Here is a 25,337-nt window from a genome sequence, read left to right on the forward strand (position 1 = left end):
TCCTAAGTGCGGAATAATTAAAGTATTTTCTCTTTTTTGAGACGAATTAGAATTGGTTTGTTATTTCGAATCAATTCTAATTCAATATACTCGGAATTTGGGACTCGGAATCCCTCTATAAACCCACAATAGCTGGAGAAGTTATATTCCTTGCCATTAACCTTACCGATGGCATCTCCTGCCTTTATTCCTTTTGTAAAAGCTGTACTTGGCTCATAAACATAGCCTATCACTACTTTTCTGTCTTTATAATCGAAACTAAAACCATAAGAATAAATCGCATGATCTTGATCTCTAAAATTGGCAATTGCTTCGAAATACATCGCATTCTCTGAAAGGTCAAACAAGACTTTATATCTTTCAAAAATTTTACTGCCTAACAAATTACTAGATGCATTTTGCCTAGACTCCGCTACAACATTGTTTAATACCAAACCATTTACATCTACATTGTTCACCTTTATCAATTTGGAATCCGAAAATGTAACGCTGTTTCCCGCATTGCTTCTATTACCAACTTTGGTGACAGATAAAAGTGTATCAAAGGAAGAGATTCCCGAAACGTTTTGCAGGCCTAAAAACCCATTGAATCCAGAATCGAAACCTAGTGTACTGTTGAATGAGCCTATGCTAAAATCAATACTTGGTTTGTAAACATTATCAGTTTTTATCTCGACCTTTATGCCTTTTGATAGGATTGGAAGCCGAGTTCTGTTATCAGTAAAAACAAGTTTTTTCGCTTCATTATCAAATAACCAAAGGCATTCTTTCATGATGTTGGGACCTAAAGTCCCGTCAATCCCTAAACATTTAAACCATTCCGATTCGGTAAATCCAATTTTCGCAAAGCCAACATCCGCAAATGAAATATCACCAATTTCAAGCTTGTTTACTGTATAAGTTTGTATTCTTTTAGTTACACTATTTCCGTCCTTTACATCTATGTAACTCATTTTCCGAACATCCTTTAAAGAATTGACGAGTTCTTCGGAAAAGACCGTATATCCACCAGTATCGAACATAAAACGATATACGTTGCCTTCAATAGTCACATCGAATAACTGTAAGTTCGATACGACTTCATAATCGATTTCTTCATAAAAATCAGATGCTTCAATACTTGCCCGCACCAAGATGTTATTAGACCTGACCCGATGATAGGTAGCACAATTTGTTGTGCAAAACACCAACAAAACGATTTGGAATATTCTTTTCATATGAAGTATTTTAACTAGCTTCGATTCAAGCCACCCTCTTCTTGTCCCATAAAATATTTTAATGACTTCCCTCCTCACCCCACAATCTCGCCGCATAATTCCTCACTCAAATTTTCCTCGGCCATTTTTCTGGCTATCTCCTCTGCTTTTTCCTTGTAAGAAGGGTTGTTTATCAGCCCCAACAGCAAGGGCTCAAGTAGCTTCTTGGAAACCTTTCCTATCTTAATACCCAAAGGGCCTGCCCCAAGTTTACTAATAAGTTTGTTCCACAAGAATTGGTCAATGATATGGGGAATAATAAGCGTAGCGCATCCGTGTTTGAGTGCCATATGTGTAGTTCCTGACCCACCATGATGGACTATAGCGGACACTTTAGGAAATACCCAATCGTAGGGGATTCGATCTACGAAATGAACCAACTCTTTATCATAAAAAGCAGGTTCTGCCAAACCTCCTGCAGCGGTATTGATGATTGCAGGAATTTTATGTTTGGTAAGAATATCCAAAATGATCTTTGTCTTTTCCCCAGGTTTGGGGTTGGTCATGCTCCCAAAGGTGATAAAAAGAGGCGTCGGATGTTTTTCCAAAAATGCAAGCAATTCTTTACTTGGCGTCCAGTTCACCGTCTTGTTCCGTTCGTGGTAGCCCAGTACGTTGAGGTTAGGTTTCCAATACTCTGGTCTTGGGTAAAGTTGAGGTGAAATGGTATATATGACTTTGTGGTTGGCAATTACTTCCTTGATCTGCTGCTTCTTTATATTGGAAATGCCAAGCAATTTCAAAGAACTCATGATGGTTTTTATCAAACCCCAGTCGGCTATTTTAAAAGTGAGTTTGTTTAAGAACTCACCATAATTGCTATTGAAAGCCAAGTGTGTATTCCCTTTTACATAGTGTAAATTGGGAACAGGGCTTACGAATATAGTTTTATCTGGATGGGTTACATCCCAAATTACTGGGTACATCGCTTTGCCGTTGTGGACTATTCTGTCAGGTTTTTCCCTTGTGGCCACCTCTTGCTGTAGCTTTACCAAAAGCTTATTGTTCTTCGACTGGATCTTAGCTAGCTTCGTGTAGGCTAGTATCTTTTTCCATTGCGAACCACCACCGCCCAAAGCTGCTTTGCCTGCATCGCTTTCAAGCATTTCAATGAATTTAGTTCCTAGCGAGGCAAATCTCATGTTTGAATCTTCCACAAGATCCCTGAACTGTTCTGGAAATAAGCAAACAACATCATGCCCTTTCTGTTCCAGCATTTCGCCAATAGCCAAAAAAGGCTCCATATCTCCGCGTGTACCTATGGAAGTTAAAAGTATTTTCATTTTAAGAATCCAATTAGATTGACATTTAAATGCAACAACTTTATTATTTCAGATCATCTGAAAAATGACCTCCATGCTTTCCCTTTGCAAATTTGGCTTTATTAAATTCCGACGATCCCCCTTTTGGGATTGACAAACTCTGCCATTTGCTACCTTTTATCATTCTACCGATAAATATGATTTGACCAATATGGCTGGAATAGTGAGCCAATTGGCGGTTGATTGCATCAACAATGGTATGAGATTGATTTCTTATATAAACTTCTGTTCCAAAATTTTCTTTGTTTACAGAATCAAGGGCATCGAACAGGCACTTCCAGCCCTCATCCCACTTAGCCAGAAGTTCTTCTTTCGTTTTAATTATTGATTCAAATTCCTGGTCACGGTTTCGCCATTCTTTTTCCCCGTCGGCAATCAGGAAATCAGTCCAGCGCGATTTCATATTACCCCAAAGATGATTGACGATGATCGCGATCGAATTTGATTCTCCATTGTACTGCCAAAACAACTCCTCCTCATTGAGCTGATCAAAAGTCCGCTCTCCGAGAGATTTGTAATAGTCAAATTGCTTTTTGACGCTATAAAGATAGGTTGATTCCATGCTTCGTTTTTATCTAAAAAAGGTAGTAAAAATTAAATTCACAATGGAGGGAAGTGTATATTGAAGAAAAACCCGAATATTTTATACCCTTAATTCACACGTACTTCCTATTAAACCACGCCATCGGAATATCCGCTTCAAAGGTGTCGGTTTTGTTATCGATCCTCCTTTCAAAACGACCTTCTATTTTGAAGCCTAACTTTTTATAAAAAGCAATCGCTTTCTGGTTGCTTTCCCTTGCAATAAGTTCTACCCGCAAAATATCAGGGCGATGCTGTTCGATGTGCGTGAGCAAAGTCGAAAACAACTCTTTTCCCAAGCCTTGACCCTGATAGCTAGGGTGTACGGCAATGGTAAGCTCGGAAAGAACATGATCGAACACCCTTGGGGTTAGTTTGTAGCAATGAATCTCTGCGACCAACTCCTCTCCATTGGAAAGTTCCACTACGTAGCTTACTCCATTCTTCAGTGAATTGGTGAGATTCTGTATTATATATTCTTGTGATATTTCATCTTCTTCTCGCGCCATGCCACCAACGGTTTTGGCTACTTCCTTGTATAGCTGTAAGAGTTTATGCGCATCTGATAGAAGAGCTGGTCTGATGATGTGGTAAGCCATAAAAAAGAGAGTACTTAATCAATACAATTTCTTAAAATATTGCTTTTAGAATGATTATTAAAGTTACCCATTTCGCTGCAAATACACATTCTCTATCCTATCAATATGATGTAAATCGTGTCCAAGAATATGATACCCTAAAGCTCGTACACTAGCCTGGTTACCATTGGCAACCCCTTTTCTTCTGAGAGCTACTTCAGAAAACCCTTCGTATAATTTAATAGTAGAAATTCTCAGCGCTTCATATTCCTCCATTATGTTTTCAATTGTTCGCTCAGCTGCCCCCGAATTTGTATTATAATCCTCTTGCTCAAATCCCGGCAAGTTAGTTTTATCATTTCTTGCAAAGGCAAGGGCTCTATACCCATAGATTCGCTCATCATCAATAATATGAACCAATAGCTCTTTTATTGACCATTTATCTTTAGCGTAACTGAAATCCAATTCTTCATCGGTTAAAGAACCGATCAACTCTTTTGTTTTCTCTAAACTTTTTTTGAATTGCTTTAAAAGGCTCCCGTCTTTTTTGTACCATTTCATATACATTTCTGCATAGCTTGGATACTCTTCTTTCGATGGAAACCCAATATGTGTGCTCATAGTTATTTTAGTGGTTTTAATATGTACTCCGAACAAAACAACCGTATTGGCAGCAGTTAATCGACAAATGTCTCTCGGATAACTGCTTTAGTCTGGTTGATTTCCTTAGGACTCAAGCTGTTGTAAACCTCTACAATCCGCTGCTTATCTATGGTCCTAATTTGATCGATAGCCGCCCAGCCTTTTTGATTTTTGTGCTTCACCTCTACCCTTGTAGGGTAATTCTTGTTTTTGGTGGTCATAGGTGCAACCACTACCGTTTTGAGGTGCTTGTTCATTTCATTGGGGGAAATTACTACACAGGGGCGCGTCTTTTTGATTTCACTACCCACCGTAGGGTCAAGGTTGACAAGAACTATTTCGTACTGGCTTACTTCCATTCTCCAAACTCTTCATCTTCAAACACATCGCCCATTAATAACTCGTCATCGCCATTATCATGCATTTTCTTGAATGCTGTATCCCAACCCTTGCGAGGCTCAGCTTTTGGCTTGATAATAATAAATCCTTTTTCGAGTACAAGCTCAGCCGTGTCTTTAAAATTATACTTTTCTAGTACGGTCTTGCTCAACCTAATCCCTTTCGAGTTTCCTATTTTCACTATTGAAACATCCATAATTTATTCTTTGTGTAATTACAAAGTTAATACAAAATACAATTGGATTAAGTTCACTTTTTAAGATTCTTGATAAGGATGGCCTCTAAGAAGATTAAACCTAATGAAAGCACATACACACAAATCTTCAATGACAAACTTAGGGTAATAAAATAAGCAGTCGGGCCATCTGCCGCACCAATTACTCCCATTGAAAAAGAAGACCCGAATAAAAGATAACCTGAAATTGTCAACACAACCAGAAGTAACAATGAATTAACAACCAATACAATTATACTCAATAGCTTCATAGACCCTAAAAATAACTTCCGCACTGCTCAATAGCATAATTGCTATTGAGAAAAGTAGATATATCATTATATTAGATTTCATAGCATAACCAATCTACATTTGACCAAACACATATGAGACAATTAATCTATTACGTAGCGATCTCCCTCGATGGGTTTATTGCCAGACTAGACGAGGATATTTCAGGCTTTGTGCAAGGCGGAAATGGCGTTGAAAAATACATGAACGATCTCAAGGATTTTGATACGGTAATAATGGGCAGAAAGACCTACGAATTTGGGTATAAATATGGGCTACAGCCCGGGCAACCTGCCTATCCGCACATGAAACATTATATTTTCTCCACCTCTTTGTCTTTTGAAAACCAATACGAGCAGGTTCAGGTTTGCCCGCTAGATTTGAAGATTATCAAGGATTTGAAGGCGGAGGGAGGCTCGCCTATTTACCTCTGCGGCGGTGGCGAATTTGCCGGCTGGCTCTTGGAAAACCAACTGATAGACCAACTGAAAGTCAAACTCAACCCTCTGCTGATTGGGGAGGGAATCCCACTTTTTGGTTCTTCCAAAAAGCAGTATAAATTGGAGTTGCTAGAAGGGCAAGCGTATGAAAATGGGCTTCAAATCCTGACTTATGAAATCGGATATTGAAAAATTCAACACCCATCTTCGCCCAATGAGAAAACTGCTGTACGAAGATGGGTAATCGCCCAATTACGATTTCTTCACGAACTTGGTAAGGATCACGATCTGCTGCCCATTCACTTTCCCCTCAATATGCTCAGGGTTATCGGCTACAAGGGAAATACCCCTCACGGCAGTTCCTCTTTTTGCTGTAAAGCCCGCACCTTTCACATTCAAATCTTTAATAAGCACTACGCTATCGCCCGCTTGTAGCTCGGTTCCATTGCTATCGATGTGTTTTACTCTGTCTTCTTCGGCGATTCCTTCACCCGTAGCTTTTGCCCATTCCAAAGTTTCCTCATCGAGGTAGAGCATGTCCAGCAAATCTGCCGGCCAGCCTTCGGTGCGCAACCTACTCAGCATTCGCCAAGCCACTACCTGCACAGCGGGAACGGTACTCCACATACTGTCGTTGAGGCACCTCCAATGGTTCGGGTCCATTTTAGAAGCATCTTCTATTTGCTCTAGGCACACTCCACAAGCCATCAGGTTTTCGTAGTCATTCCCATTTTCTTTTGGAGGCACTTCGTATATTTTTAAGTCGTCTGCTCCACCACACAGCTCACATTTCGAGCCACTTCGCTCCATAATTTCTTTTTCTAAACTCATCTTGGTTTTCTATTTTGTGTCAATTGGTTGCCAAAAATAGCCATTTATTTACTGAACTGAAGCGAGACTGAGAGCGTGTTTAAAATTTAAGTTTTCCGAAGTGTCGGTTCGGTAAAAAATTTTCTTTTGAAGATACATTTCCAAACAGCGAACTGATTTAAACTTTTGGCTAAAGCCTCTTTTAATTAGGTCGAAAATGTACGACCTAAAGGTCGCACCTATTTATAAAAAAGAAGCAATTAACTAGCTTTCTCTTTGAACATGTTCAACATTTTGGAAAGCGTTGATCGAAACGCAACTACTTCATCCATACTCATATCTTCCGAATTAAATTCATTGATGATCATGGAAGGAATACATTCAGCCTCTTTTTTCAAGTCTTTTCCTTGTTCGGTAAGCGAAATCATCACCTTTCTTTCATCTTCAACAGATCGTTTTCGTTCTACCAATTGTTTTTCTTCCATCCGTTTGAGCAAAGGGGTCAGCGTATTGGATTCCAAAAACAATACTTCGCTCAATTCACTAACAGTTTGCTGCTCCCGTTCCCATAACACCAACAATACTAAATACTGTGGATAGGTAATATTTAACTTTTGAAGGAAAGGGCCGTATAGCTTTGTAATGAACCTAGATACGGCATATACTGGAAAACAAATCTGGTTTTCTAGCAACAGAGCTTGGTTGTCTTTATCCATTATGCAATCAATTTTTCCAAATATACATCTATCTTTTCCGGCTTGTCCGTAGGGGCAAACCTTTTGATGGGCTCACCATTTTTGTCGATAAGGAATTTGGTGAAATTCCATTTTATTCTGCTCACAAGCGTTCCTTTTTGCTTACTTTTCAGGTATTTGTAAATGGGATGGGCATTTTTACCGTTCACATCAACCTTTGCAAACATAGGAAAAGTAACACCATAATTTATGCGGCAACCTTGCTCAATGGAGTCTGCATCGCCAGGTTCTTGGTTGGCAAATTGGTTAGAAGGAAATCCAAGTACCACGAAGCCCTTATCCTTGTATTTCTGATACAACTTTTCCAATCCATCGAACTGAGGAGTTAGCCCACATTTACTAGCGGTATTCACCACCAACACAGTTTTTCCCTCAAAGTCGCTCATTTTAACATTGCTTCCTCTTAAATCAGAAGCTTCAAAATCATAAAACCGTTCGTCTTTCATTACGCTTTATTTTTTTTAAGTAAATAACCAAGAGCACCGCTTGACCACAATGCCCAAAGAATAAGTATAGGCTGGAAAAACAGTCGGATTAGTCGAGCCTTGTCTGTATCTAGCCCAAACGCATCCGTCCCGTTGAGGTATTGGGCAATATTCCCAGGGAAAATCAACACATAAAAAATAGCTAGTGCCAAACCTACCCGCACTTTTTGTTTCGTCCAAAAAACCATCCCAAGTCCCAATGAAATCTCAGCTATCCCAGATAGGATAACTACTAAGTCTTTGCTCAAAGGCAACCAATTAGGCACCTGGGCTTGAAATTCTGCGCGCTGAAACGTGAAATGCCCTATGGCAGCCATAACCATAAAGAGCCCTAAAACAATTCTTAAAATATTCTGGATGATATTTGTTTTTGGATTATTCATTACAAAAACATTTAAATCTTTATCGATTATATCGTGCACGATTCAAAATTATGAAACTAATCTGTCACATCCAAGAAATGAGACAAGAGCATTTTAAAAACTTTGCCATTTACTTACCGTTGATAAGCCTAATACTTTACGATTTACAGCTCATTTTGAGTAGTATATTCAGGAAGTATTTGAGCTTCCTGAAGAATGATGTATTTTCACAAATGGACAATTGAAAGAAGAAATTGAAATTGCATACAACCTTACGAAGATAGGGGTTGTCTTGCTCTTAATCGATAGCTTATTTTTACCGTGAAGGCTTCGATAAACCGGCGTTAACCTAAAGAATTGCACTTTTGGACACAACTAAAACTATAACCATTAACATTTTTTCTGCCGCACTACTAACTTTTATTTTTCTGTTTACTAGCCAGCTCGAAGCACAGTTGCTTCTAAAACAGCGGGTAAATGTAAATTGGGAAAAGAAGCCGTATTCGGAGGCTTTGGAAGAGCTTAGAGATGTTTATGGTTTTAGTTTTGTTTATAGCGATGATCAGCTCCCTTCCCGCTTACTCTCCTATCAGGTGCAAAATATGCCTTTGGAATATGTTCTTCTCCAGATGTTCAAAAACTCTAAAAATAACTTTAAGGAAATAAATGGGGAGATCATTATTTCCCATTACATACCCGGTAATCCTATACCCAAATACACCATTAATGGTAAAGTGACGGAGACTATTTCTGGAGAAGAACTAATAGGTGTGACGATTTGGCTCAAGGGAACTCCCGAGGGCGCAATCAGTAACTTTTACGGGTTTTATTCCCTCACTTTGCCTGAGGGCATTTATGAATTGGAATTTTCTTACCTTGGCTACAAAGACATTGTAGTGCCCATTCAGCTTGATAGTAACATAACGCTCGACATGGAAATGAAAGAGTCGGAAATCCAGCTAGAAGAGGTAGAAGTAGTTGGGAAAGAGCTGGAAGAGGATGTTAATATAAAGCAGGCTCAAATGAGTATTTTCAGGATGAATGCCAAAGTGCTGAAAGAAGTTCCTGTATTTTTCGGCGAGCCCGATGTTATCCGTACTATCCAGCTTCTTCCTGGGGTTCAATCTATTGCCGAAGGCAGTACGGGGATTTTCGTAAGAGGTGGGACGGCTAGTCAAAATCTGCTCCTTATAGATGAAGCCCCTGTTTTCAATGCCTCACACTTTGGGTTATTTTCAATATTCAATCCTGATGCGGTAAAAGAAATAGAGTTTGCCAAAGGTTCTATCCCTGCAAGTTATGGAGGAAGGCTTTCGTCTGTGTTGGATGTAAGGATGAAGGAAGGGAACTTTGAAAAACCCGTTTTTACGGGAGGAGTTGGGACACTTTCTACCCGACTTTCTTTTGAAGCCCCTCTCAAAAAAGATAAAGGTTCTTTCTTTGTGGCCGGCAGAAGGAGCTATGCAGATTTTTTCCTCAATAGCTTCCCTAGTCAAAGTTTTGGAGGTGGCAACACCCTGTATTTTTATGATCTTAATGGACGGTTTGACTATCGGTTCAATCTCAAAAACAAGGTTTCCGTTTCAGGTTATTTGGGAAGGGATAGGCTCGGATTCGATGACCTTTATGGGGTTTCTTGGGGCAATCAAAGTATTTCAGCTAGGTGGAACCACATTTTTAATCCCAAGCTTTTTTCCAACCTCACCTTCTATACCAGCTCTTTTCAAAACAGAAACATTGTCGACTTGGTGCAAGATTTTGGTTATGTTTCTCGCTCGAATATAAGGCATACGGGAATCAAGCAGGATTTTTCTTATTTCATCAATCCCAGCACTCAACTAGATTTTGGGTACGATATCAACAGGCATCGTTACTTCTTTGGAGAGGTAACACCCACAAACGAAACTTCGGTAATCCAAGAAGAATTCATAGACCCTTCCTTTGCCATCGAAACTTCGGTTTATGTAGGTTTCGAAAAAAACATTGGAGATAGGATAGACATCTACGCTGGACTACGCTACTCCCGCTTCGACAATGTAGGGCCAGGCAGAAAGTATATCTACGACACAGAAGATGTACTATCACCTGAAACTTCTGAAGAAAATATTATAGATTCTGTATCCTACGACTGGGGAGAAATTATCAATACATACCAAGGGCTAGAACCTCGGTTTTCACTCAGGTATTCTTTCAATAACAACACCTCGGCAAAGGTTTCTTATAACCGAACTAGGCAATATCTCAACCAAATGAGCAATACCAACACCCCTTCCCCTGTGGATATGTGGGCGCCAGTCAACAGCTATATCCCTCCTCAAATTGGTGACCAAATAGCGCTTGGTCTATTTAAAAATTTTGATGATAATACATTTGAAACTTCCATAGAGGGGTATTACAAGTTTATGGACAACCAAGTCGAGTTTAAACCTTTGGCAAACCTATTGCTCAACGACCACCTCGAAACAGAGGTGCTATTGGGGACGGGGATTTCTTACGGAGCAGAGGTTTTTATACGGAAGAAAAAGGGCAGGTTCACGGGCTGGACGGGATATACCCTTTCTAATACTACACGCGAAACACCCGGGATCAACCTTGGCGAACCTTACCCCGCTTCGCATGATAGGCGACATGATTTTTCTATAGTAGGAAATTACAAATTCAATGAGCTAATAAGCGTATCTGCCAATTGGGTTTACTCTTCTGGAGTTGCCTATACCTTCCCCGTAGGGAAATATGAGAAAGATGGCTTCCTGGTACCCTATTACAGTACTAGAAACGGATTTCGCTTACCTCCTACCCACCGGCTAGATATCTCGGCTACTTTCTTTAGGAAAATGAGCCCCGAGAAAAAGAACGAAAGCAGCTTCAATTTTTCTATTTACAATGTGTATAACAGAAAAAACACTTATGCATACATCTTCAGGCAAAACCAAGAAGACCGTTCTCAAACCGAAGTTGTCAAGATTTACCTCTTTAGTATTATCCCATCTTTCACCTATAATTTTAAATTCTAGGCACAAAAAAAGTGACCATTGCTGGTCACTTTTCTTTAATTTTCCAAAACTTCGGCTTTCAGACCAATAAACTATTTATCTGTCACTGTTGACAGACCACTATTGAGTTTCTTCTTTTCTTTGGCGTAATCCATCCTCATTACTTTAAACTCACAACGCCTGTTTTTAACCCTTCCTTCTTGCGTATCGTTATCGTAGCGAGGCGCATCTTCACCATAAGCCTTCACAAAGAAACGGTCAGAAGTGACACCTTTTTTCAGCATTTCCCTAGCGACTACTTCTGCTCTCTTTTTAGAAAGTCGTGCATTAAATTCGGCTGCACCACTGCTATCACTATGCCCACCTATTTCAATATATAAGCCAGGGTGTTTATCAAGGATTTTACAGGCTTCATTTATTATTTCATAACCAGAAGTAGAGATATCGAAGGAGTTGATATTGAAGAATACGATTGGCTTCAACCTTTTCCCTGGCATCAAATCTTCAAAAGGGATAATATTAGCTTCTTGCGCCAATAACTCATCTATTCTTCTTCTCATATCATCTTCAGGGTTCAATAATTTGAATTGCACCCTTAAGTTCTGGAGGTTTTCCGTATTACCGCCATCTGCAATCAGCTCCGAATCACCATAACCTTTGATAATGATCCTATCTTTAGAGATCCCATTGTAGATAAGCTTTTGAGCTACCAAACTTGCTAAACGGTAAGAAAGACTATCTTTAAAAACCTTATCCCCTTTGGCCATCGTGTGTCCACCTACTTCCACTTTCATTAATGGGTTTTCATCCATTAGCGTGACTAACTCCCTAATAGCCAACTCTGCTTCTAAATCCAAGATGTTCGCACCTGTTTTGAAACTAACCGAGTTTTGAAGTAAAATCTCATCGCCAATAGTGTTGATGGCAGTAGGCTCTTTATCCAAAAGAGCCGGGTCAATTGCCAACTGCGCATAGATTTTGGCATAATCAAATGAAGGAGTATCTTCTGTTATTTTCCTAAATACATATTCAACCCTTTTATTCTGCTTTCTACCAAGGTTTGTTTTGTTCGATGCCAGTGGAAAGGCAGAACCATACCCATGGCCTTTAGCTTCCAACCTGTCACCAGCAGAGCCTAAGCTTACCAATTCGGTTACCAAAGCTTCAGCTCTTGCTTTGGTTTTGTACAAATTCAATAGACTGTCTTCAGAGTTGGCTGAGTGAACAACCATTTCCACCCTGTATCCATCGTTATTATCCATCAGATCTTTCAAGGCTTGCAACTCTGGGAAACTACTTGGCAATACTTCTATTCCATCTCCCTCGGAGAAGAAAATATTCTCTAGCTCAACCACTTGGTAATCGCCAACCTCTTTCATTTGAAAGTCTTCCTTGATTTCCAAGTACTCAAACTGGTCTGATACATTTATATTTCTGGAGGCAAACAAATAGCCCTTGCGCTTCACCCTTACTCCATAATTCTTGTTAGGCTTGAGGTAAGCGGCATATTTGCCATTGAACCCATTACTATTGACAATATTTACAATTTTCTGAGTTTCGTTGTCTATAATTTCGATAGTAGCGGCCAAGGCTTTACCAGTTTTATCATCTACTACCTTACCCTTCAGTACAATCATTTTTTTGCGCACCTCAGGCAACATGATGATGTACAAATCTTGGTCACCATAGCTATCCGACTTATTGGTAGAAAAATACCCACGTGTCCCATCGGTTGACCAGGTCACAAAAATATCATCGTTAGATGTATTTACAGGATAACCCATATTCACAGGCTTCGACCATTTATTCTCTCGCTCATTATATTTTGAATAGAAAATATCATATCCACCCATTCCGTCATGCCCTTTTGAGCTAAAATACAAGGTTTTTCCATCGGCAGTAATATAAGGAGAGTCCTCATCGTAAGGTGTATTGATCACATCTCCTAAGTTTTCAGGCTCAGCCCAAGTAAGATCTGGCAACCTTCTCACAATATAAATATCTTTTCCCCCGAAGCTATTCTCGACAGTTCTATCACTACTGATAAACAGCACTTGTTCATCGGCCATAATTGCCGCATGTGTTTCCTGAGCCCTAGAATTCACTCCTTTCTGCATCATCTCAGGAGCAGACCATTGTTGATTTTTGAACACTGAAGAATAAATATTTCCTGAACTTTGCCCACCCATGGCCAAAGCACTTCTATAGATAAAAAGCTCATCACCATCTGGAGCCAAGCCAATAGATGCGTCGTGGTCAGGCGTATTGATTTCAGTCATATTCACAGGCTTTCCCCACTTTCCATCCTTGCCTTTTTCAGAAATATACACGTCCTCATATGGCAAATTATCTACAGGATCAAGCTCTGGGTTTTCATTGCTTGGCCTTCTTGAAGTAAAGATCAACCGGGATTCGTCTGCCGAAATTACCGGGGCAAAATCTGGATAAGGGCTATTAATATGATCGCCCAAATTATATATTTCAACATTTTTAGGTCTTGCCATCAAGCTCTTTCCAGTCTTACACTGGGCTATCAAATACGTGACTTCTTTTTCCCCTGCCTCTTCCTTCGCCAAGCTCTCTTGGTAATAATAGATAGCAGAATCGAATTGATGTGTACGATGAAAAGCAGTACCCAAGTAATAATGGATATTTTCGAAAGAACTATCTTTACTATAGGAGTACCTCAGCTTAGAAAAAGCCATCTGCTCCTCGCCAGTTTTCAAATAAATCACCCCTAGGAGGTAGTGGCACAAAGCATCGTTAGGAAGTTGGCTGTCGTACTTTTTGAGCTGAGGAAGGGCATAGTCAAATTCACCTACTCTCACAAGCTCTTCAGCATCGGCCAGCATGCGCTTAGCTTGTGCTAATTCTTTTTTAGATAGCTCCTGAGCTTGCAGCTGCGAAAGCTGTAAAAGGAATAGGCATCCTATAAATAATAAAGTACCTAATTTGAGTGTAAATCTGCTTGATGATGACATGGTCATTTTTTCGTTTGTATTTTGAAAGTCGTCTGTTGTTAGTTTCGTAGTTTTTGCCAGTTTGCAGCACAGCAAAAGGTCAATTACTCATTTCTCTTTCAGATAACTGTGGATCAATAGGAGGTATTGTAAGGTTTCGGTAAAAAACACACGAAAACCAGACCTACTTGCATATGTTAACAGAGATGTTTTAAGACTTAAATTCCATTCAATTGTACTTTTCCGACAATTAACCAAACATACAGCCTACGGGTCTTGGTTAAGAAACCTTTTTATATTTTGCCATATACACAAAAAGCCCAGCATTTCTACTGGACTTTTCAAACAACACTTACTTTTTATACTAATACCTTACACTTACAACCTGTATTGGCTTCACCTCAAGTCAAAAACTCAGTTTCACCTATGCAAGATTCTGAAGAAATTGTTAGCAATATTCTTCGAAAACAGCTACCAAATGTCCTCCGATCATGTCAGCCGAACGACCTTCTATGTGGTGTCTTTCTACAAAGTGTATCAATTCTGACCCTTTGAAAAGAGCAATAGAAGGAGAAGAAGGAGGGTAAGGCAGCATAAACTCACGAGCTTTAGCAGTTGCTTCCTTATCTACCCCAGCAAATACAGTAGCTAACTTATCTGGCTTCTTTGAAGAGTGCTGAACCGCCAACTTCACTCCTGGGCGGCAAGTTCCCGCTGCACAGCCACACACAGAGTTTACCACCAATAGCAAAGTTCCTTCATTATTCTCGATAAGTTCAGTTACTTCCTCTGCCGTTTTCAAATCGGCAAATCCAGAAGAAACCAAGTCTTCTTTCATAGGTATTGTCAAATGCTCTGGATACATATTCGTCTATTTATAAATTTTAGATTAAATTATTCGCAATCACACTATTACATAAAGCCTAGTTCAAGCTTTGCCGCCTCAGACATCATATCAGAAGTATAAGGAGGATCAAACGTAAGCTCTACTGTTACATCATTCACCCCATCTACTTCACGTATCTTCTGCTCAATCTCTCCCGGGATTTGCTCGGCAGAAGGGCATGAAGGCGAGGTAAGTGTCATGAGCACATAAACATTGTTTACAGGAAAAACATTCACTTCGTAAATCAGTCCTAGCTCGTAAACATCTACCGGTATCTCTGGGTCGTACACAAGCTTTATGGCTTCAACCACATTCTCTTTAAGTTCTCTATCGGTCATTTTAATATGAAATTAGAATCAATACCATGTTTTATCGAACGGGGAATTAACTTCCCGCATCTATCTTAGCTTTATAAGCAACAGCAAACAGCCTCATTTGCTTCACCATGGCCGCCAAGCCATTGGAACGCTGCGAGCCAATTACATTTTGCAAACCTATTTTTTTGAGGAAATAAAGATCTGCATCTAATATTTCCGCTGGTTTGCGCCCTGACAACACCCTGATAAGTAGCTGAATGAGGCCTTTAGTCAATGCTGTATTACTATCAGCCTCAAACTTAATTTTATCCCCTTCAAGCTCCGTTATCAACCACACTTTCGACTGGCAACCTTTAATGATATTGTCATCTATCAAGTGTTCTTCAGGCAATGAAGCGGCTTTCTCTCCTATTTCCATGATATAAAATATCATGCTCTCACGGTCATCACCTAGTATTTCAAACTCGCTAACTATTTCGTCTTGTACTTCGTTAATGCTCATTCAACTAGCTCTAAAAAAATCTATTAAACACTTATTTTTGTTCTAAACCTCGAGGCAATTCTATCGAGGGATTTCCCCACTCTTTCCACTTCCTCTTTGGTATTATACACCGCAAAAGAAGCCCTTGCCGTACCTTCTATACCAAACCTTTCCATCAGCGGTTGGGCACAATGGTGGCCAGTCCGGATGGCAATGCCTGTAGCATCCAATGCCATCCCTATGTCATAAGCATGGATTCCGTCGATAAGGAACGAGAGGACACTTACCTTTTCTTTTGCCTGCCCTACTATTCTTAAGCCATCTATGCTTTCAAATATTTCAGTAGCATAAGTGAGCAAGTCATTTTCATGGTCTGCAATATTTTGTTTACCGATCTGGTTCACATAATCAAAAGCCTTTTTCATGGCAATGGTATCGGCGATGTTGGGCGTACCTGCTTCAAACTTGAAAGGCAATTCATTGAACGTAGTCCCTTTAAAGCTTACCTCTTTTATCATTTCCCCACCACCTATAAATGGAGGCATTGCTTCTAGCAAAGCTTTTTTACCATAAAGCACTCCCATACCCGTAGGGCCATATACTTTATGAGAAGAGAACACATAAAAATCGCAGTCCATTTTCTGAACGTCAACATCGAAATGGGGGCTTGATTGTGCTCCGTCTACCAATACAGGCACATCTAGTTTGTGGGCTGCTTCTATAATCCTTTCCACAGGGTTGATAGTGCCCAAGGCATTGGACACATGCACCACAGCCACCAACTTGGTCTTTTCGGAAAGTAACTTTTCAAACTCTTCAAAAATGATTTCTCCCTCATCGGTAATCGGAATCACCTTCAAGATTGCGCCCTTTTCTTCACACAACATCTGCCAAGGAACAATATTGGAGTGATGCTCCATGGTGCTGATGATAATCTCATCGCCTTTTTGGATTTGGCTTCGACCAAAAGAATAAGCTACGAGGTTAATTCCCTCCGTAGTTCCTTTGGTAAAAATAACCTCTTCTGTGCTAGAAGCATTGATAAATTGCCTTGCTGCCTCTCGCGTATCTTCAAACTGACCAGTAGCAATATCGGCCAGCGTATGTGCCCCCCGGTGAACATTAGAATTCACACCAGTATAATAACTGTTGAGCGCATCAATAACCACTTTAGGTTTTTGAGAGGTAGCAGCATTATCGAAATAGACTAGCGGAAAGCCGTTTACTTCTTGCTGTAGGATCGGAAAATCTTCTCGTATCTTGTTTATATCAAACATATTCAAAATCTGTCTATCGTTTCTTCCAGCCGAAAGGCATACAAAATTAGGGAATAATCGAACACTCTTTGCCGTTTATTTAAACTTTTTCTAAATAAACCAAGTACCAAGAAGATAGTTCAATAGATTTTCAATTTGATTCTCCTAAAAGACTTATGCATAGAAGTGATTAAGCAAATCGACTATACTCACCATTATTTTACTTTTCCATGAATTATTCTTTTAGCAAAGATGTTATGCAACAAGGTTGCAAAAAAGACGTAATAACTGTAATATTGCACAAGAATTTGATTTTGGAGACAAATGAAGGAAAGGTTACTAAAATATGCTGATTTAATAGGGATTTCAGGCTCCGTACTATGCCTAATACACTGCTTGGCCGTGCCCATCATAGCCCTTTTTAGCGCTGGTCTCACTTCTGCCCACCAGCACCTTGGAGTTGGCAATGATATTATTTTCATGTTTGTTTGCCTAGTAGCTGTATATTTCGCTGTACGTACTGCTGCATCCAGTAGTATCAAAATTGCCCTTTGGGTATTCATGGGCACATTTTTTATTTCCATGTCTTTGGGAAGAAACTTTCATGAATTAGAATGGATGGAATACTTAGCCCACATTTCTACATTAGGACTAATCATCACCCACATCGTCAATATTAAAGAAAAGAAAAAGACGGTTCATTGCAAAATCCCCATGAGGCAGGTGGAGAAAGTATAAGCTCTAGATATATTCCCCCAAGCATTCAGGTACCACCAAACCATGATGGAAGAAAAAGAATTACAATCAACTTTGCGTCATTGTTGGATCGTCACATCTGTAGAAAGTCACATACAGGGCTTTTGGGAGCTTGAAACAGAATCATTCGATTTTCAAGAGTTAAAACTGGAAAAGGACGCTGTAGAAGGGGACTGGTTTTTAAGTAAACTCAACACACAGTTTATCATAGGAGTAAAAGGAAATGAATCCTATTACACAATCAACAAAATAGGAAAGGGCGATTTGAACTTAACCAGCTACTACAAGAGTCCTCAAAAAGAAGTAGGTTTGATAAAACTTGCCACCTTTTCTCTATCTTATAACATGAACCCCATCCCCAAACGAATACTTCCCATCATCGTTATTTCCCAGTTTTGCTGCACCTCGCTTTGGTTTGCTGGCAACGGGGTTATGGGCGACATAGTCCGTGAATTTGGCTTAGCCGAAAATGCCCTTGCCCACCTTACTTCATCGGTGCAGTTTGGCTTTATAAGCGGCACTTTGGTCTTCGCCTTTCTTTCCATAGCCGACCGGTTTTCTCCCTCCAAGGTGTTTTTCACTTGTGCATTGCTAGGTGCAATTTTCAATGCCGCTTTTGTATGGAAAGGAAATACATTTCCAACTTTGCTACTGCTCCGCTTCCTCACAGGCTTCTTTTTGGCAGGAATTTACCCAGTTGGAATGAAAATAGCAGCCGATTATTATGAGAAAGGTCTGGGCAAATCGTTAGGTTTTTTGGTGGGGGCATTAGTAATAGGTACAGGTTTTCCCCACTTGCTCACGAGCGTGGGCAGTTCCTTTTCCTGGACTGCCACTCTGTTTAGCACCTCCAGTCTCGCAGCTTTGGGGGGCTTGCTCATGGTCAGCTTCGTACCCGACGGTCCACATAGAAAACCCGCGCAGTCGCTCGACTTTTCCGCCATGTTCAACATCTTTGGAAACAAAGAATTCCGCTCTGCCGCTTTTGGTTACTTTGGGCACATGTGGGAACTTTATGCTTTTTGGGCTTTTGTCCCCATCATACTCCAGACCTACGCCAACTTACACCCGCAGGCAACATTGAACATACCCCTTTGGTCATTCGCCATTATCGGAATTGGCAGCCTTGCCTGCGTGCTTGGCGGCTACCTTTCCGAAGCGTTCGGCACAAAGCGAGTAGCCTTCATTTCCTTGCTACTATCCGGAATACTTTGCCTCGCATCTCCCCTTCTCTTCTCCATAACCAGCCCATTCATTTTTCTTGCTCTCCTTCTTCTTTGGGGGATGGCGGTCATTGCCGATTCCCCTCTTTTCTCCACTTTGGTAGCTCAAAACGCTTCCCCTCAGATAAAAGGAACTGCCCTCACCATTGTCAACTGCATAGGATTTTCCATCACCATCTTTAGCATCCAACTCCTCTCCTATTTGCTCCAATCCTTTAATCCCACCTTAATCTATCTCAGCTTGGCAGCTGGACCAGCCCTAGGCTTAGCAGCATTGCTGAGGGGAGGAAATCAATCTTTTAAATAACTCGATAAATACATATTCCAACTTTGCCATTTGCCCTCTTTTGCTTGTTCATTTAATTCCAGAATTTTAGCCTCCGACTTGTAGTAAAGTACGGTATATTTCTGTCCCGATTTTTCAAGATACCTCTTTACCTCCTTTAAGTCAGCATGGTTTAGCTTTAGCAAATATGCAATATCCTTTGTTTGGGAATACTTAAGGTTATACTCTGTAATGATATGATCAAAAGGCACTATAGAAATCACAACCGAACAGATAAAAGCATAAAAAGCTACTCTATTGAAATATAACCAATTGGTTGAAGGAATTTTTATCTTACGAAAAGAAAGCAGCAACCCGATTAGTGTACAAGCCAAACATAGAAATACAGCAACCCGCTTATAAGTTAAACCATAGACTTCCACATAAATCATGTTTTTATATGCAGTAAGCATAGCTAAGGCTATATTTTGAGAAATCCATACATAACTTGCCAACCTTAACTTTTGAATATTTTCCATAAAATTTAACTGATTACGGAAGAAGTAAACAATCAAACCAATAGCCAAACTCAATGAGAGGATCAGTATGTTAAACCCTTGATGGACATATTCTGAATAAGTCATGTTTTCAGGAAGCTTTCCTCCAAATAGGACTACAATATCCATCGTATTCACCACACACAATACCCCTGCAATAATCCAGATACTCAAATTGGCAATATTAAACTCTCGCTTCTCTTTTTCGGTAACTTTAGTAAAAAGCAAGGTTGTAGATTTCCGATTCCAGCCAACTACATCTTCATTGATCTTTATGAAAACCAAGCCAATCAGAAGTATAAAAATTGCAACAGCAGTAAAAAAGTATCCAAAATCGATGTAAGATAAATCTATATGGGAAAGTAAATTAGCAAATACAGGATTACCACTTGAATACAACAGGGTAAAACCAAATACGATCAGTGAAGTGATACCATAGGTAAACAGACGATCTTTCTTAGCTTTTCCTCTTGATTTAAAACCTTCACTATTCTTATATTTCTTCAGTATAAAAACTGGACTTTCTACCATAGAGAATATCCCTTGCAAAGGGAGCAACAGCGGTTGTAGTCTCAAAGGAACAGCACTCCACATCACTAAATAACTTATGAGCCAAACTGCATAAGTAAGACCTTGAGGATAAAAAACCAGCAGTAGAGCAGATGTTAATGGCGGTAAAACGGCTAATAATCGCCTATCCAAAGGCTTCGTTTTAGAGTTATAAAGCGCAAAAAGAGACGATAGCAATGTAAATATGAAGTAGTTGACCCCTACGCCCTGATTGTAAAATAAATAGCTACCAAAAGCTGCCAACGCACAAGTGATTCCCAGTTTAAAAGACATGTTCATGATCTATTGTTTTAAGTTAGCTAAGAAATAAATACAAAGCACTTTGAGAAACAAAGTTTTAATACAAAAAAAAGGAAGCAATCGCAGCTGCCTCAAAGAATATTGAATTATGTAAAGTACTTTGAATTACAAAGTACGTTTTTGAAAAGAACATTTACAAGAAAAATTGAAAGATTTTACAGCAAATATCCCGAGTAAACTCAAATGACCCACGAATTAAGCTAGGGCATCACAAAAAGTCCTTCAATAGATTTTAAAATTCTCCCCAGAATTTAAAACCTTTTACCAAAACAATGCATGGCGTTGACCATCCCTCTTTTCACTTTCGGGTTAGCAAAACACGTCCATAACAAAGAAAGAGCACAGATAATAGGACAAGCTTAATCAAGGAGGATAAAAACGAAGGTTTTCCCACTCAAAAGGTAGCGTTACCCCAAAAGCCGTTCTCCAATTTTTTCTATTAATTTAGCATCTATTGAATGCATAAAATGGAGGAGTATTGCTAATTAAACCCATAACTCCTTCTCCTTTTCTATACACTATCTAAAATTTCGCATAACATTTAACTAAGAAGATGAAAAGATTCCGACTACTGATTTTAGGCTTGGCCATGGCATCAAGCATCCACTCATTTGCCCAAATACCAACTCCCGAAAAAAAGCCCAATATTATATTAATAATGGCAGATGACCTTGGTCCAGAAGCCATCGGCAGCTACGGGGGAACGTCTTACAAAACACCAAGAATTGATCAACTAGCGGAAACAGGAGCCATATTTGCGCATGGCTATGCTTACCCATTATGCACCAATACGAGGGTCAGCCTCATGACGGGCAAATACAATTTCAGGAATTGGAAGGCCTTCGGCATTCTAGATCCGAAGGAAAAAACATTTGGGCATCTGCTGCAAGAGCAGGGCTACAAAACCTGCATGGTAGGTAAGTGGCAACTTCAAAGTTACGACCCTATAGGCTATCCGGGTGCAGAGCTTCGCAGAGACAAAGGGATGAAGGTTGAAAATGCTGGTTTCGATGAGTACTGCATGTGGCATACCAGGCATAACGAAGATAAAGGAAGCCGATATCCCGACCCGCTGATCTACCAAAATGGAGAGTTTCTTCAAAACACAAACAGCAAATATGGCCCCGATATCTTTGTAGAATATCTCAATGATTTTGTGAAACGGAATGCGGATGATCCATTTTTCATCTACTACCCTATGGCGCTTACCCACAACCCGTTTGTTCCCACCCCCGAGAGTGGCGAATGGGCTGATCCTACCCTAAGGCACAAAGAAGACGATAAATTCTTTGGAGATATGGTGGAATACACCGACCTAATGGTGGGCAAGATTATAGACCAACTAGATGAGCTGGGTATTAGGGAAAACACGTTGGTGATCTTCTACAGCGATAACGGCACCCACCAAAGCATCACTTCCCAAATGGGAGGAAAAACGATTCGCGGAGGGAAAGGAAAAACCATAGACGATGGCACCAGAGTACCGCTGATAGTTAATTGGCCGGCAAAAGTGAAGAAGCAAGTAAGCAACCAGTTTGTAGCTCCAAGTGATTTTATGCCCACCTTATTTGAGGTAATAGGACAAGAAATCCCTTCAGATAACCATACCGATGGGGAAAGCTTTTGGCCAGAGTTAGTTGGTGAAAAAGCACCACAGAGAAGGGACTGGGTGTTTATTGATTACAACCCTAAACCAGGTTGGGGGAAAGATGGTTTTACCCCCGTCAGCTTTGTAAAAGGCGAGCGCTACAAATTATACAGCGACCAGCGATTCTATGACATCGAAAAAGATCGGTTGGAAGAAAAGCCCCTCGATGCCTCTACTCCCAAATTGAAAAGCATTAAAGAAAAATACACCCACATTTTAGATTCGCTAAGGAGGTACAAAACCTTCGGGGAAATCCAATCCTTCGATCCTCAGTTTGATAAAATCGTGCCTCCTCATTCAAAAATTGAAATCATAGCAGAGGGTTTCAATTGGTCGGAAGGGCCTGTTTGGGTAGAATCCGAGCAATGTCTCCTCTTCTCAGATGTTCCCGAAAATACCATCTACAAATGGTCGGAAATGAATGGAACAGAAGTATTCTTGAAAAAATCAGGATATACGGGGTCTAAGCCTCGAAAAGGGGGAAAAGGGAGCAACGGCTTAGCACTCGACCTCGATGGCAGGCTACTTCTCTGCCGACATGGTGATAGAGAAGTTGCCCGCTTGGCAAGTAGTTTTCATGAACCTGTTCCTGTTTTTGAATCGTTGATAACCAATTACCAAGGCAAAAAGCTCAACAGCCCAAATGATCTGGTGCTAGACTCCAAAGGAAACATTTACTTCACCGACCCTGAATTTGGTTTAGACAAAGACTTGCTTCCCGAAGGAAAAGAACTAAGTGTAAATGGAGTGTACCGACTAAATACCGATGGCACGCTGGACTTGTTAGTTGACAACCTCGAAAAACCAAATGGTGTGGCACTTTCTCCAGATGAACAGCTCCTTTATGTGGCAAATTCAGGACCGCAACATTGGATGGTTTATGACCTTAATAGCAAAACGCTTCCGCTAAAAGGAAAAATATTTTTCGATGGAACAGAGCTTCATGTTGCCAGCATTAGCAAGCAAAACCCTGATGGGATGGATGTGAACAGCGAAGGGATCATATTTGCCACTGGCCCCGATGGAGTAATGGTCTTTTCCCCAGAAGGAAAACATTTGGGGACTATTTATGTAGGAAAACATACTTCCAACTGTGTACTGAGCGACGATGAAAAAACGCTCTACGTCACCTGCGACGATTATATTTTACGGATCATTATGGGATATGAAATAAAATAGAAGTTTCTATTTTCCATAAAAACCAAAATCCCTGAAAGATGACTCTTTCAGGGCTTAGTTTTTAATATCAAGCGTCTTTACTAGCCTACGCTTCATAAAGCAACGCATAATACTGATCAAGCATCCGCTTCACATCGAACGTTATTTTTGTTTCTACAATACTCGCCTTCATCATTTCCACCCACTTATCGCGGTTATCGTAGTAAGTCGGAACAACTTCTTCAAGCAATACTTTATAAAGAGCTTTCAAATCGTGCTCATCTAATTTTTTCTCTTTTTTGTGTTCGAAGCCATCGCCAAACTGCCAGCCGGTCACGCCATGCTCGCAGGCTTCAGGCCACCATCCGTCTAGCGTGCTAAAGTTCAACACACCATTCATCGCCGCTTTCATTCCTGAAGTTCCACTCGCTTCTTTTGGTCGGCGAGGGTTGTTGAGCCATACGTCCGAACCACGGGTGAGCATCGCCCCTATTTCCATGTCGTAGTTTTGCAAAAACACCACCGCACCAGGGTATTTCTTAGACATCTTCACCAACGTTTCCACTATCTCCTTGCCCCCATCGTCCAGCGGGTGTGCTTTTCCAGAAAACACCAACTGCAACTTCTTCTCTTTGAGCAACGGATCAATTATTTTCTCATCGGTGAAGATAAAATTGCTCCGCTTGTAAGCCACTGCTCTTCGCGAAAAGCCAAGTGTGAGCACATTTTCGTCTAGCTCCACCCCATTTCTTTCCTTCACAAACTTCACCAAGGCGCGCTTATTTTCCATGTGAATTCCCCACAAATCTCCGCCATTGTCCGCTGCTTCCGTCATTCTTGGGTCTACCCAAGTTGGCTGGTGGATCGCATTGGTAATCCCAATGATTTCAGCCCGTTCATCCACTTCTTCCCACATTTTGTTTGCAGTTTTCCCATGCAACTGCGCCACGGCATTTGCCATTTTAGAAAGCCTCAAAGCCCCCACAGTCATATTGAACGGGTCTCCACCAAGAGCAACCAATCTCCTTTTCGAAATCCCGTTGTTCGCCCCCATGTACATCAATTTATCCAGAGGATGCGATTCGTTGCCTTGTACCACCGGTGTGTGCGTGGTAAACACTACCTCTTGTTTCGTTTTTTTGAAGGCCTTGCCAAAGCTCATCCCTTCATCTTCCCGCTTTTCCCTAATCAGCTCGAAGCCAGCAAAAAGCGCATGCCCTTCATTGAAATGATAAATATCTACCTCAATACCCAAAGCACGCAAAGCTCTCACCCCTCCTATTCCCAACACCATTTCTTGGGCAATTCTTTCCTCTCCAAACCAACCGTAGAGCTGGCCCGTAATCCAAGCATCCGCATTTTCGGGAATATCTGTATCTAGCAAATAGATGGGCGCATTGCCAAAAGCATCTACTTTCCACACTTTACACTTCACCTCTGTTTTTCTGATATCCACCGATACCGTCACCCCAGTGTCTTCCAGAAAGTCATACGAATAGTTGTGGTACGTGTCGTAAGCCTTACCAGCCTCGTCCACGTATTGATCCGTATAACCTTGCTTCCATTTTATCCCAATCCCAACTATGGGGCGGTTGTTATCCTTCGCACCTTTCATGTAGTCGCCTGCCAATATTCCCAGTCCGCCGGCATAGGTCTTAAATCGGTTGTCAAGCCCATATTCCATGCAGAAATACGCCACACGGGGCATTTTTTCAGTACTAGTCTCTGTTACGTTACTCATTGTTGTGGAAATCGTTATTTGATCTAAAAAAGTAATCCAAATTCTTTTGAACTGTTAGTGAGCAGCTTACAATTACCAAAAACTGCTAAT

General features: G+C 40.5%; 23 protein-coding genes. 5 read left to right on the forward strand and 18 right to left on the reverse strand.

Features of this window, described 5'->3' with window-relative positions; translation table 11 throughout:
- Positions 1–17: 17 nt before the first annotated feature.
- The 7 genes from R9C00_18100 to R9C00_18130 all read right to left on the reverse strand — a co-directional run bounded on the left by R9C00_18100 (position 18) and on the right by R9C00_18130 (position 4,975).
- Positions 18–1,217, reverse strand: a complete 1,200-nt coding sequence (locus R9C00_18100) for an aspartyl protease family protein (GenBank protein WPO33618.1) — start codon at positions 1,215–1,217, stop codon at positions 18–20.
- 74 nt (positions 1,218–1,291) lie between these two features.
- Positions 1,292–2,539 (reverse strand): glycosyltransferase, encoded by a 1,248-nt coding sequence (locus tag R9C00_18105; protein WPO33619.1) that lies wholly within the window; start codon positions 2,537–2,539, stop codon positions 1,292–1,294.
- A 43-nt stretch (positions 2,540–2,582) separates the two neighbouring features.
- Entirely contained in the window at positions 2,583–3,140 is a 558-nt protein-coding gene (locus R9C00_18110; GenBank protein WPO33620.1) for a DUF1572 family protein, read from the reverse strand.
- Positions 3,141–3,234: 94 nt separating this feature from the next.
- On the reverse strand, positions 3,235–3,759 hold the full coding sequence (locus tag R9C00_18115; GenBank protein WPO33621.1) for an N-acetyltransferase: 525 nt from the start codon (positions 3,757–3,759) through the stop codon (positions 3,235–3,237).
- 63 nt (positions 3,760–3,822) lie between these two features.
- The gene (locus tag R9C00_18120) at positions 3,823–4,359 is read right to left on the reverse strand and encodes a DinB family protein (protein ID WPO33622.1); all 537 of its coding nucleotides are present in this window, start codon (positions 4,357–4,359) and stop codon (positions 3,823–3,825) included.
- A gap of 56 nt (positions 4,360–4,415) precedes the next feature.
- Entirely contained in the window at positions 4,416–4,739 is a 324-nt protein-coding gene (locus R9C00_18125; protein ID WPO33623.1) for a type II toxin-antitoxin system PemK/MazF family toxin, read from the reverse strand.
- The gene (locus tag R9C00_18130) at positions 4,730–4,975 is read right to left on the reverse strand and encodes an AbrB/MazE/SpoVT family DNA-binding domain-containing protein (GenBank protein ID WPO33624.1); all 246 of its coding nucleotides are present in this window, start codon (positions 4,973–4,975) and stop codon (positions 4,730–4,732) included. Before R9C00_18130 ends, R9C00_18125 begins: the two co-directional genes overlap by 10 nt.
- A gap of 404 nt (positions 4,976–5,379) precedes the next feature.
- Here R9C00_18130 and R9C00_18135 point away from each other — a divergent pair, with 404 nt between their 5' ends.
- Positions 5,380–5,913: a dihydrofolate reductase family protein gene (locus R9C00_18135; GenBank protein ID WPO33625.1), complete on the forward strand. Its 534-nt coding sequence runs from the start codon at positions 5,380–5,382 to the stop codon at positions 5,911–5,913.
- A gap of 63 nt (positions 5,914–5,976) precedes the next feature.
- Here R9C00_18135 and R9C00_18140 read toward each other — a convergent pair whose 3' ends face one another.
- From R9C00_18140 to R9C00_18155, 4 genes are all read right to left on the reverse strand, one after another.
- Complete coding sequence (locus R9C00_18140) at positions 5,977–6,555, reverse strand: PhnA domain-containing protein (GenBank protein ID WPO33626.1); 579 nt, start codon at positions 6,553–6,555, stop codon at positions 5,977–5,979.
- Between the two features lie 239 nt (positions 6,556–6,794).
- On the reverse strand, positions 6,795–7,250 hold the full coding sequence (locus R9C00_18145; GenBank protein ID WPO33627.1) for a MarR family transcriptional regulator: 456 nt from the start codon (positions 7,248–7,250) through the stop codon (positions 6,795–6,797).
- Entirely contained in the window at positions 7,250–7,735 is a 486-nt protein-coding gene (locus R9C00_18150) for a glutathione peroxidase (GenBank protein ID WPO33628.1), read from the reverse strand. The genes R9C00_18145 and R9C00_18150 overlap by 1 nt, the downstream gene beginning before the upstream one ends.
- Positions 7,735–8,157 carry a hypothetical protein gene (locus R9C00_18155; GenBank protein WPO33629.1) on the reverse strand — a complete coding sequence of 141 codons (423 nt, stop codon included), beginning with the start codon at positions 8,155–8,157 and terminating at the stop codon, positions 7,735–7,737. The genes R9C00_18150 and R9C00_18155 overlap by 1 nt, the downstream gene beginning before the upstream one ends.
- A gap of 344 nt (positions 8,158–8,501) precedes the next feature.
- Between R9C00_18155 and R9C00_18160 the strand changes: the two genes are divergently transcribed.
- On the forward strand, positions 8,502–11,150 hold the full coding sequence (locus R9C00_18160; protein ID WPO33630.1) for a carboxypeptidase-like regulatory domain-containing protein: 2,649 nt from the start codon (positions 8,502–8,504) through the stop codon (positions 11,148–11,150).
- Positions 11,151–11,221: 71 nt separating this feature from the next.
- Here R9C00_18160 and R9C00_18165 read toward each other — a convergent pair whose 3' ends face one another.
- The 5 genes from R9C00_18165 to R9C00_18185 form a co-directional block, all read right to left on the reverse strand.
- On the reverse strand, positions 11,222–14,110 hold the full coding sequence (locus R9C00_18165) for an OmpA family protein (protein WPO33631.1): 2,889 nt from the start codon (positions 14,108–14,110) through the stop codon (positions 11,222–11,224).
- Positions 14,111–14,537: 427 nt separating this feature from the next.
- Positions 14,538–14,954: a BrxA/BrxB family bacilliredoxin gene (locus R9C00_18170; protein ID WPO33632.1), complete on the reverse strand. Its 417-nt coding sequence runs from the start codon at positions 14,952–14,954 to the stop codon at positions 14,538–14,540.
- Positions 14,955–15,001: 47 nt separating this feature from the next.
- Positions 15,002–15,313, reverse strand: a complete 312-nt coding sequence (locus R9C00_18175) for an SUF system Fe-S cluster assembly protein (protein ID WPO33633.1) — start codon at positions 15,311–15,313, stop codon at positions 15,002–15,004.
- A gap of 46 nt (positions 15,314–15,359) precedes the next feature.
- Positions 15,360–15,794 carry a SufE family protein gene (locus R9C00_18180; GenBank protein ID WPO33634.1) on the reverse strand — a complete coding sequence of 145 codons (435 nt, stop codon included), beginning with the start codon at positions 15,792–15,794 and terminating at the stop codon, positions 15,360–15,362.
- Positions 15,795–15,817: 23 nt separating this feature from the next.
- Complete coding sequence (locus tag R9C00_18185; protein WPO33635.1) at positions 15,818–17,050, reverse strand: cysteine desulfurase; 1,233 nt, start codon at positions 17,048–17,050, stop codon at positions 15,818–15,820.
- Between the two features lie 303 nt (positions 17,051–17,353).
- On the opposite strand from R9C00_18185, the gene R9C00_18190 reads away from it, so the two are divergent.
- Entirely contained in the window at positions 17,354–17,767 is a 414-nt protein-coding gene (locus tag R9C00_18190) for a MerC domain-containing protein (protein WPO33636.1), read from the forward strand.
- A 42-nt stretch (positions 17,768–17,809) separates the two neighbouring features.
- Positions 17,810–19,315 carry an MFS transporter gene (locus R9C00_18195; protein WPO33637.1) on the forward strand — a complete coding sequence of 502 codons (1,506 nt, stop codon included), beginning with the start codon at positions 17,810–17,812 and terminating at the stop codon, positions 19,313–19,315.
- Here R9C00_18195 and R9C00_18200 read toward each other — a convergent pair.
- Positions 19,300–20,679, reverse strand: coding sequence for a DUF4173 domain-containing protein (locus R9C00_18200; protein WPO33638.1), 1,380 nt, complete (start codon positions 20,677–20,679; stop codon positions 19,300–19,302). The genes R9C00_18195 and R9C00_18200 overlap by 16 nt on opposite strands.
- Before the next feature lie 574 nt (positions 20,680–21,253).
- Here R9C00_18200 and R9C00_18205 point away from each other — a divergent pair.
- On the forward strand, positions 21,254–23,527 hold the full coding sequence (locus R9C00_18205; GenBank protein WPO33639.1) for a sulfatase-like hydrolase/transferase: 2,274 nt from the start codon (positions 21,254–21,256) through the stop codon (positions 23,525–23,527).
- Positions 23,528–23,612: 85 nt separating this feature from the next.
- Here R9C00_18205 and glgP read toward each other — a convergent pair whose 3' ends face one another.
- Positions 23,613–25,247, reverse strand: coding sequence for an alpha-glucan family phosphorylase (gene glgP, locus R9C00_18210; GenBank protein WPO33640.1), 1,635 nt, complete (start codon positions 25,245–25,247; stop codon positions 23,613–23,615).
- Positions 25,248–25,337: the final 90 nt, after the last annotated feature.

This window comes from Flammeovirgaceae bacterium SG7u.111, from assembly GCA_034044135.1.
GTDB lineage: Bacteria > Bacteroidota > Bacteroidia > Cytophagales > Flammeovirgaceae.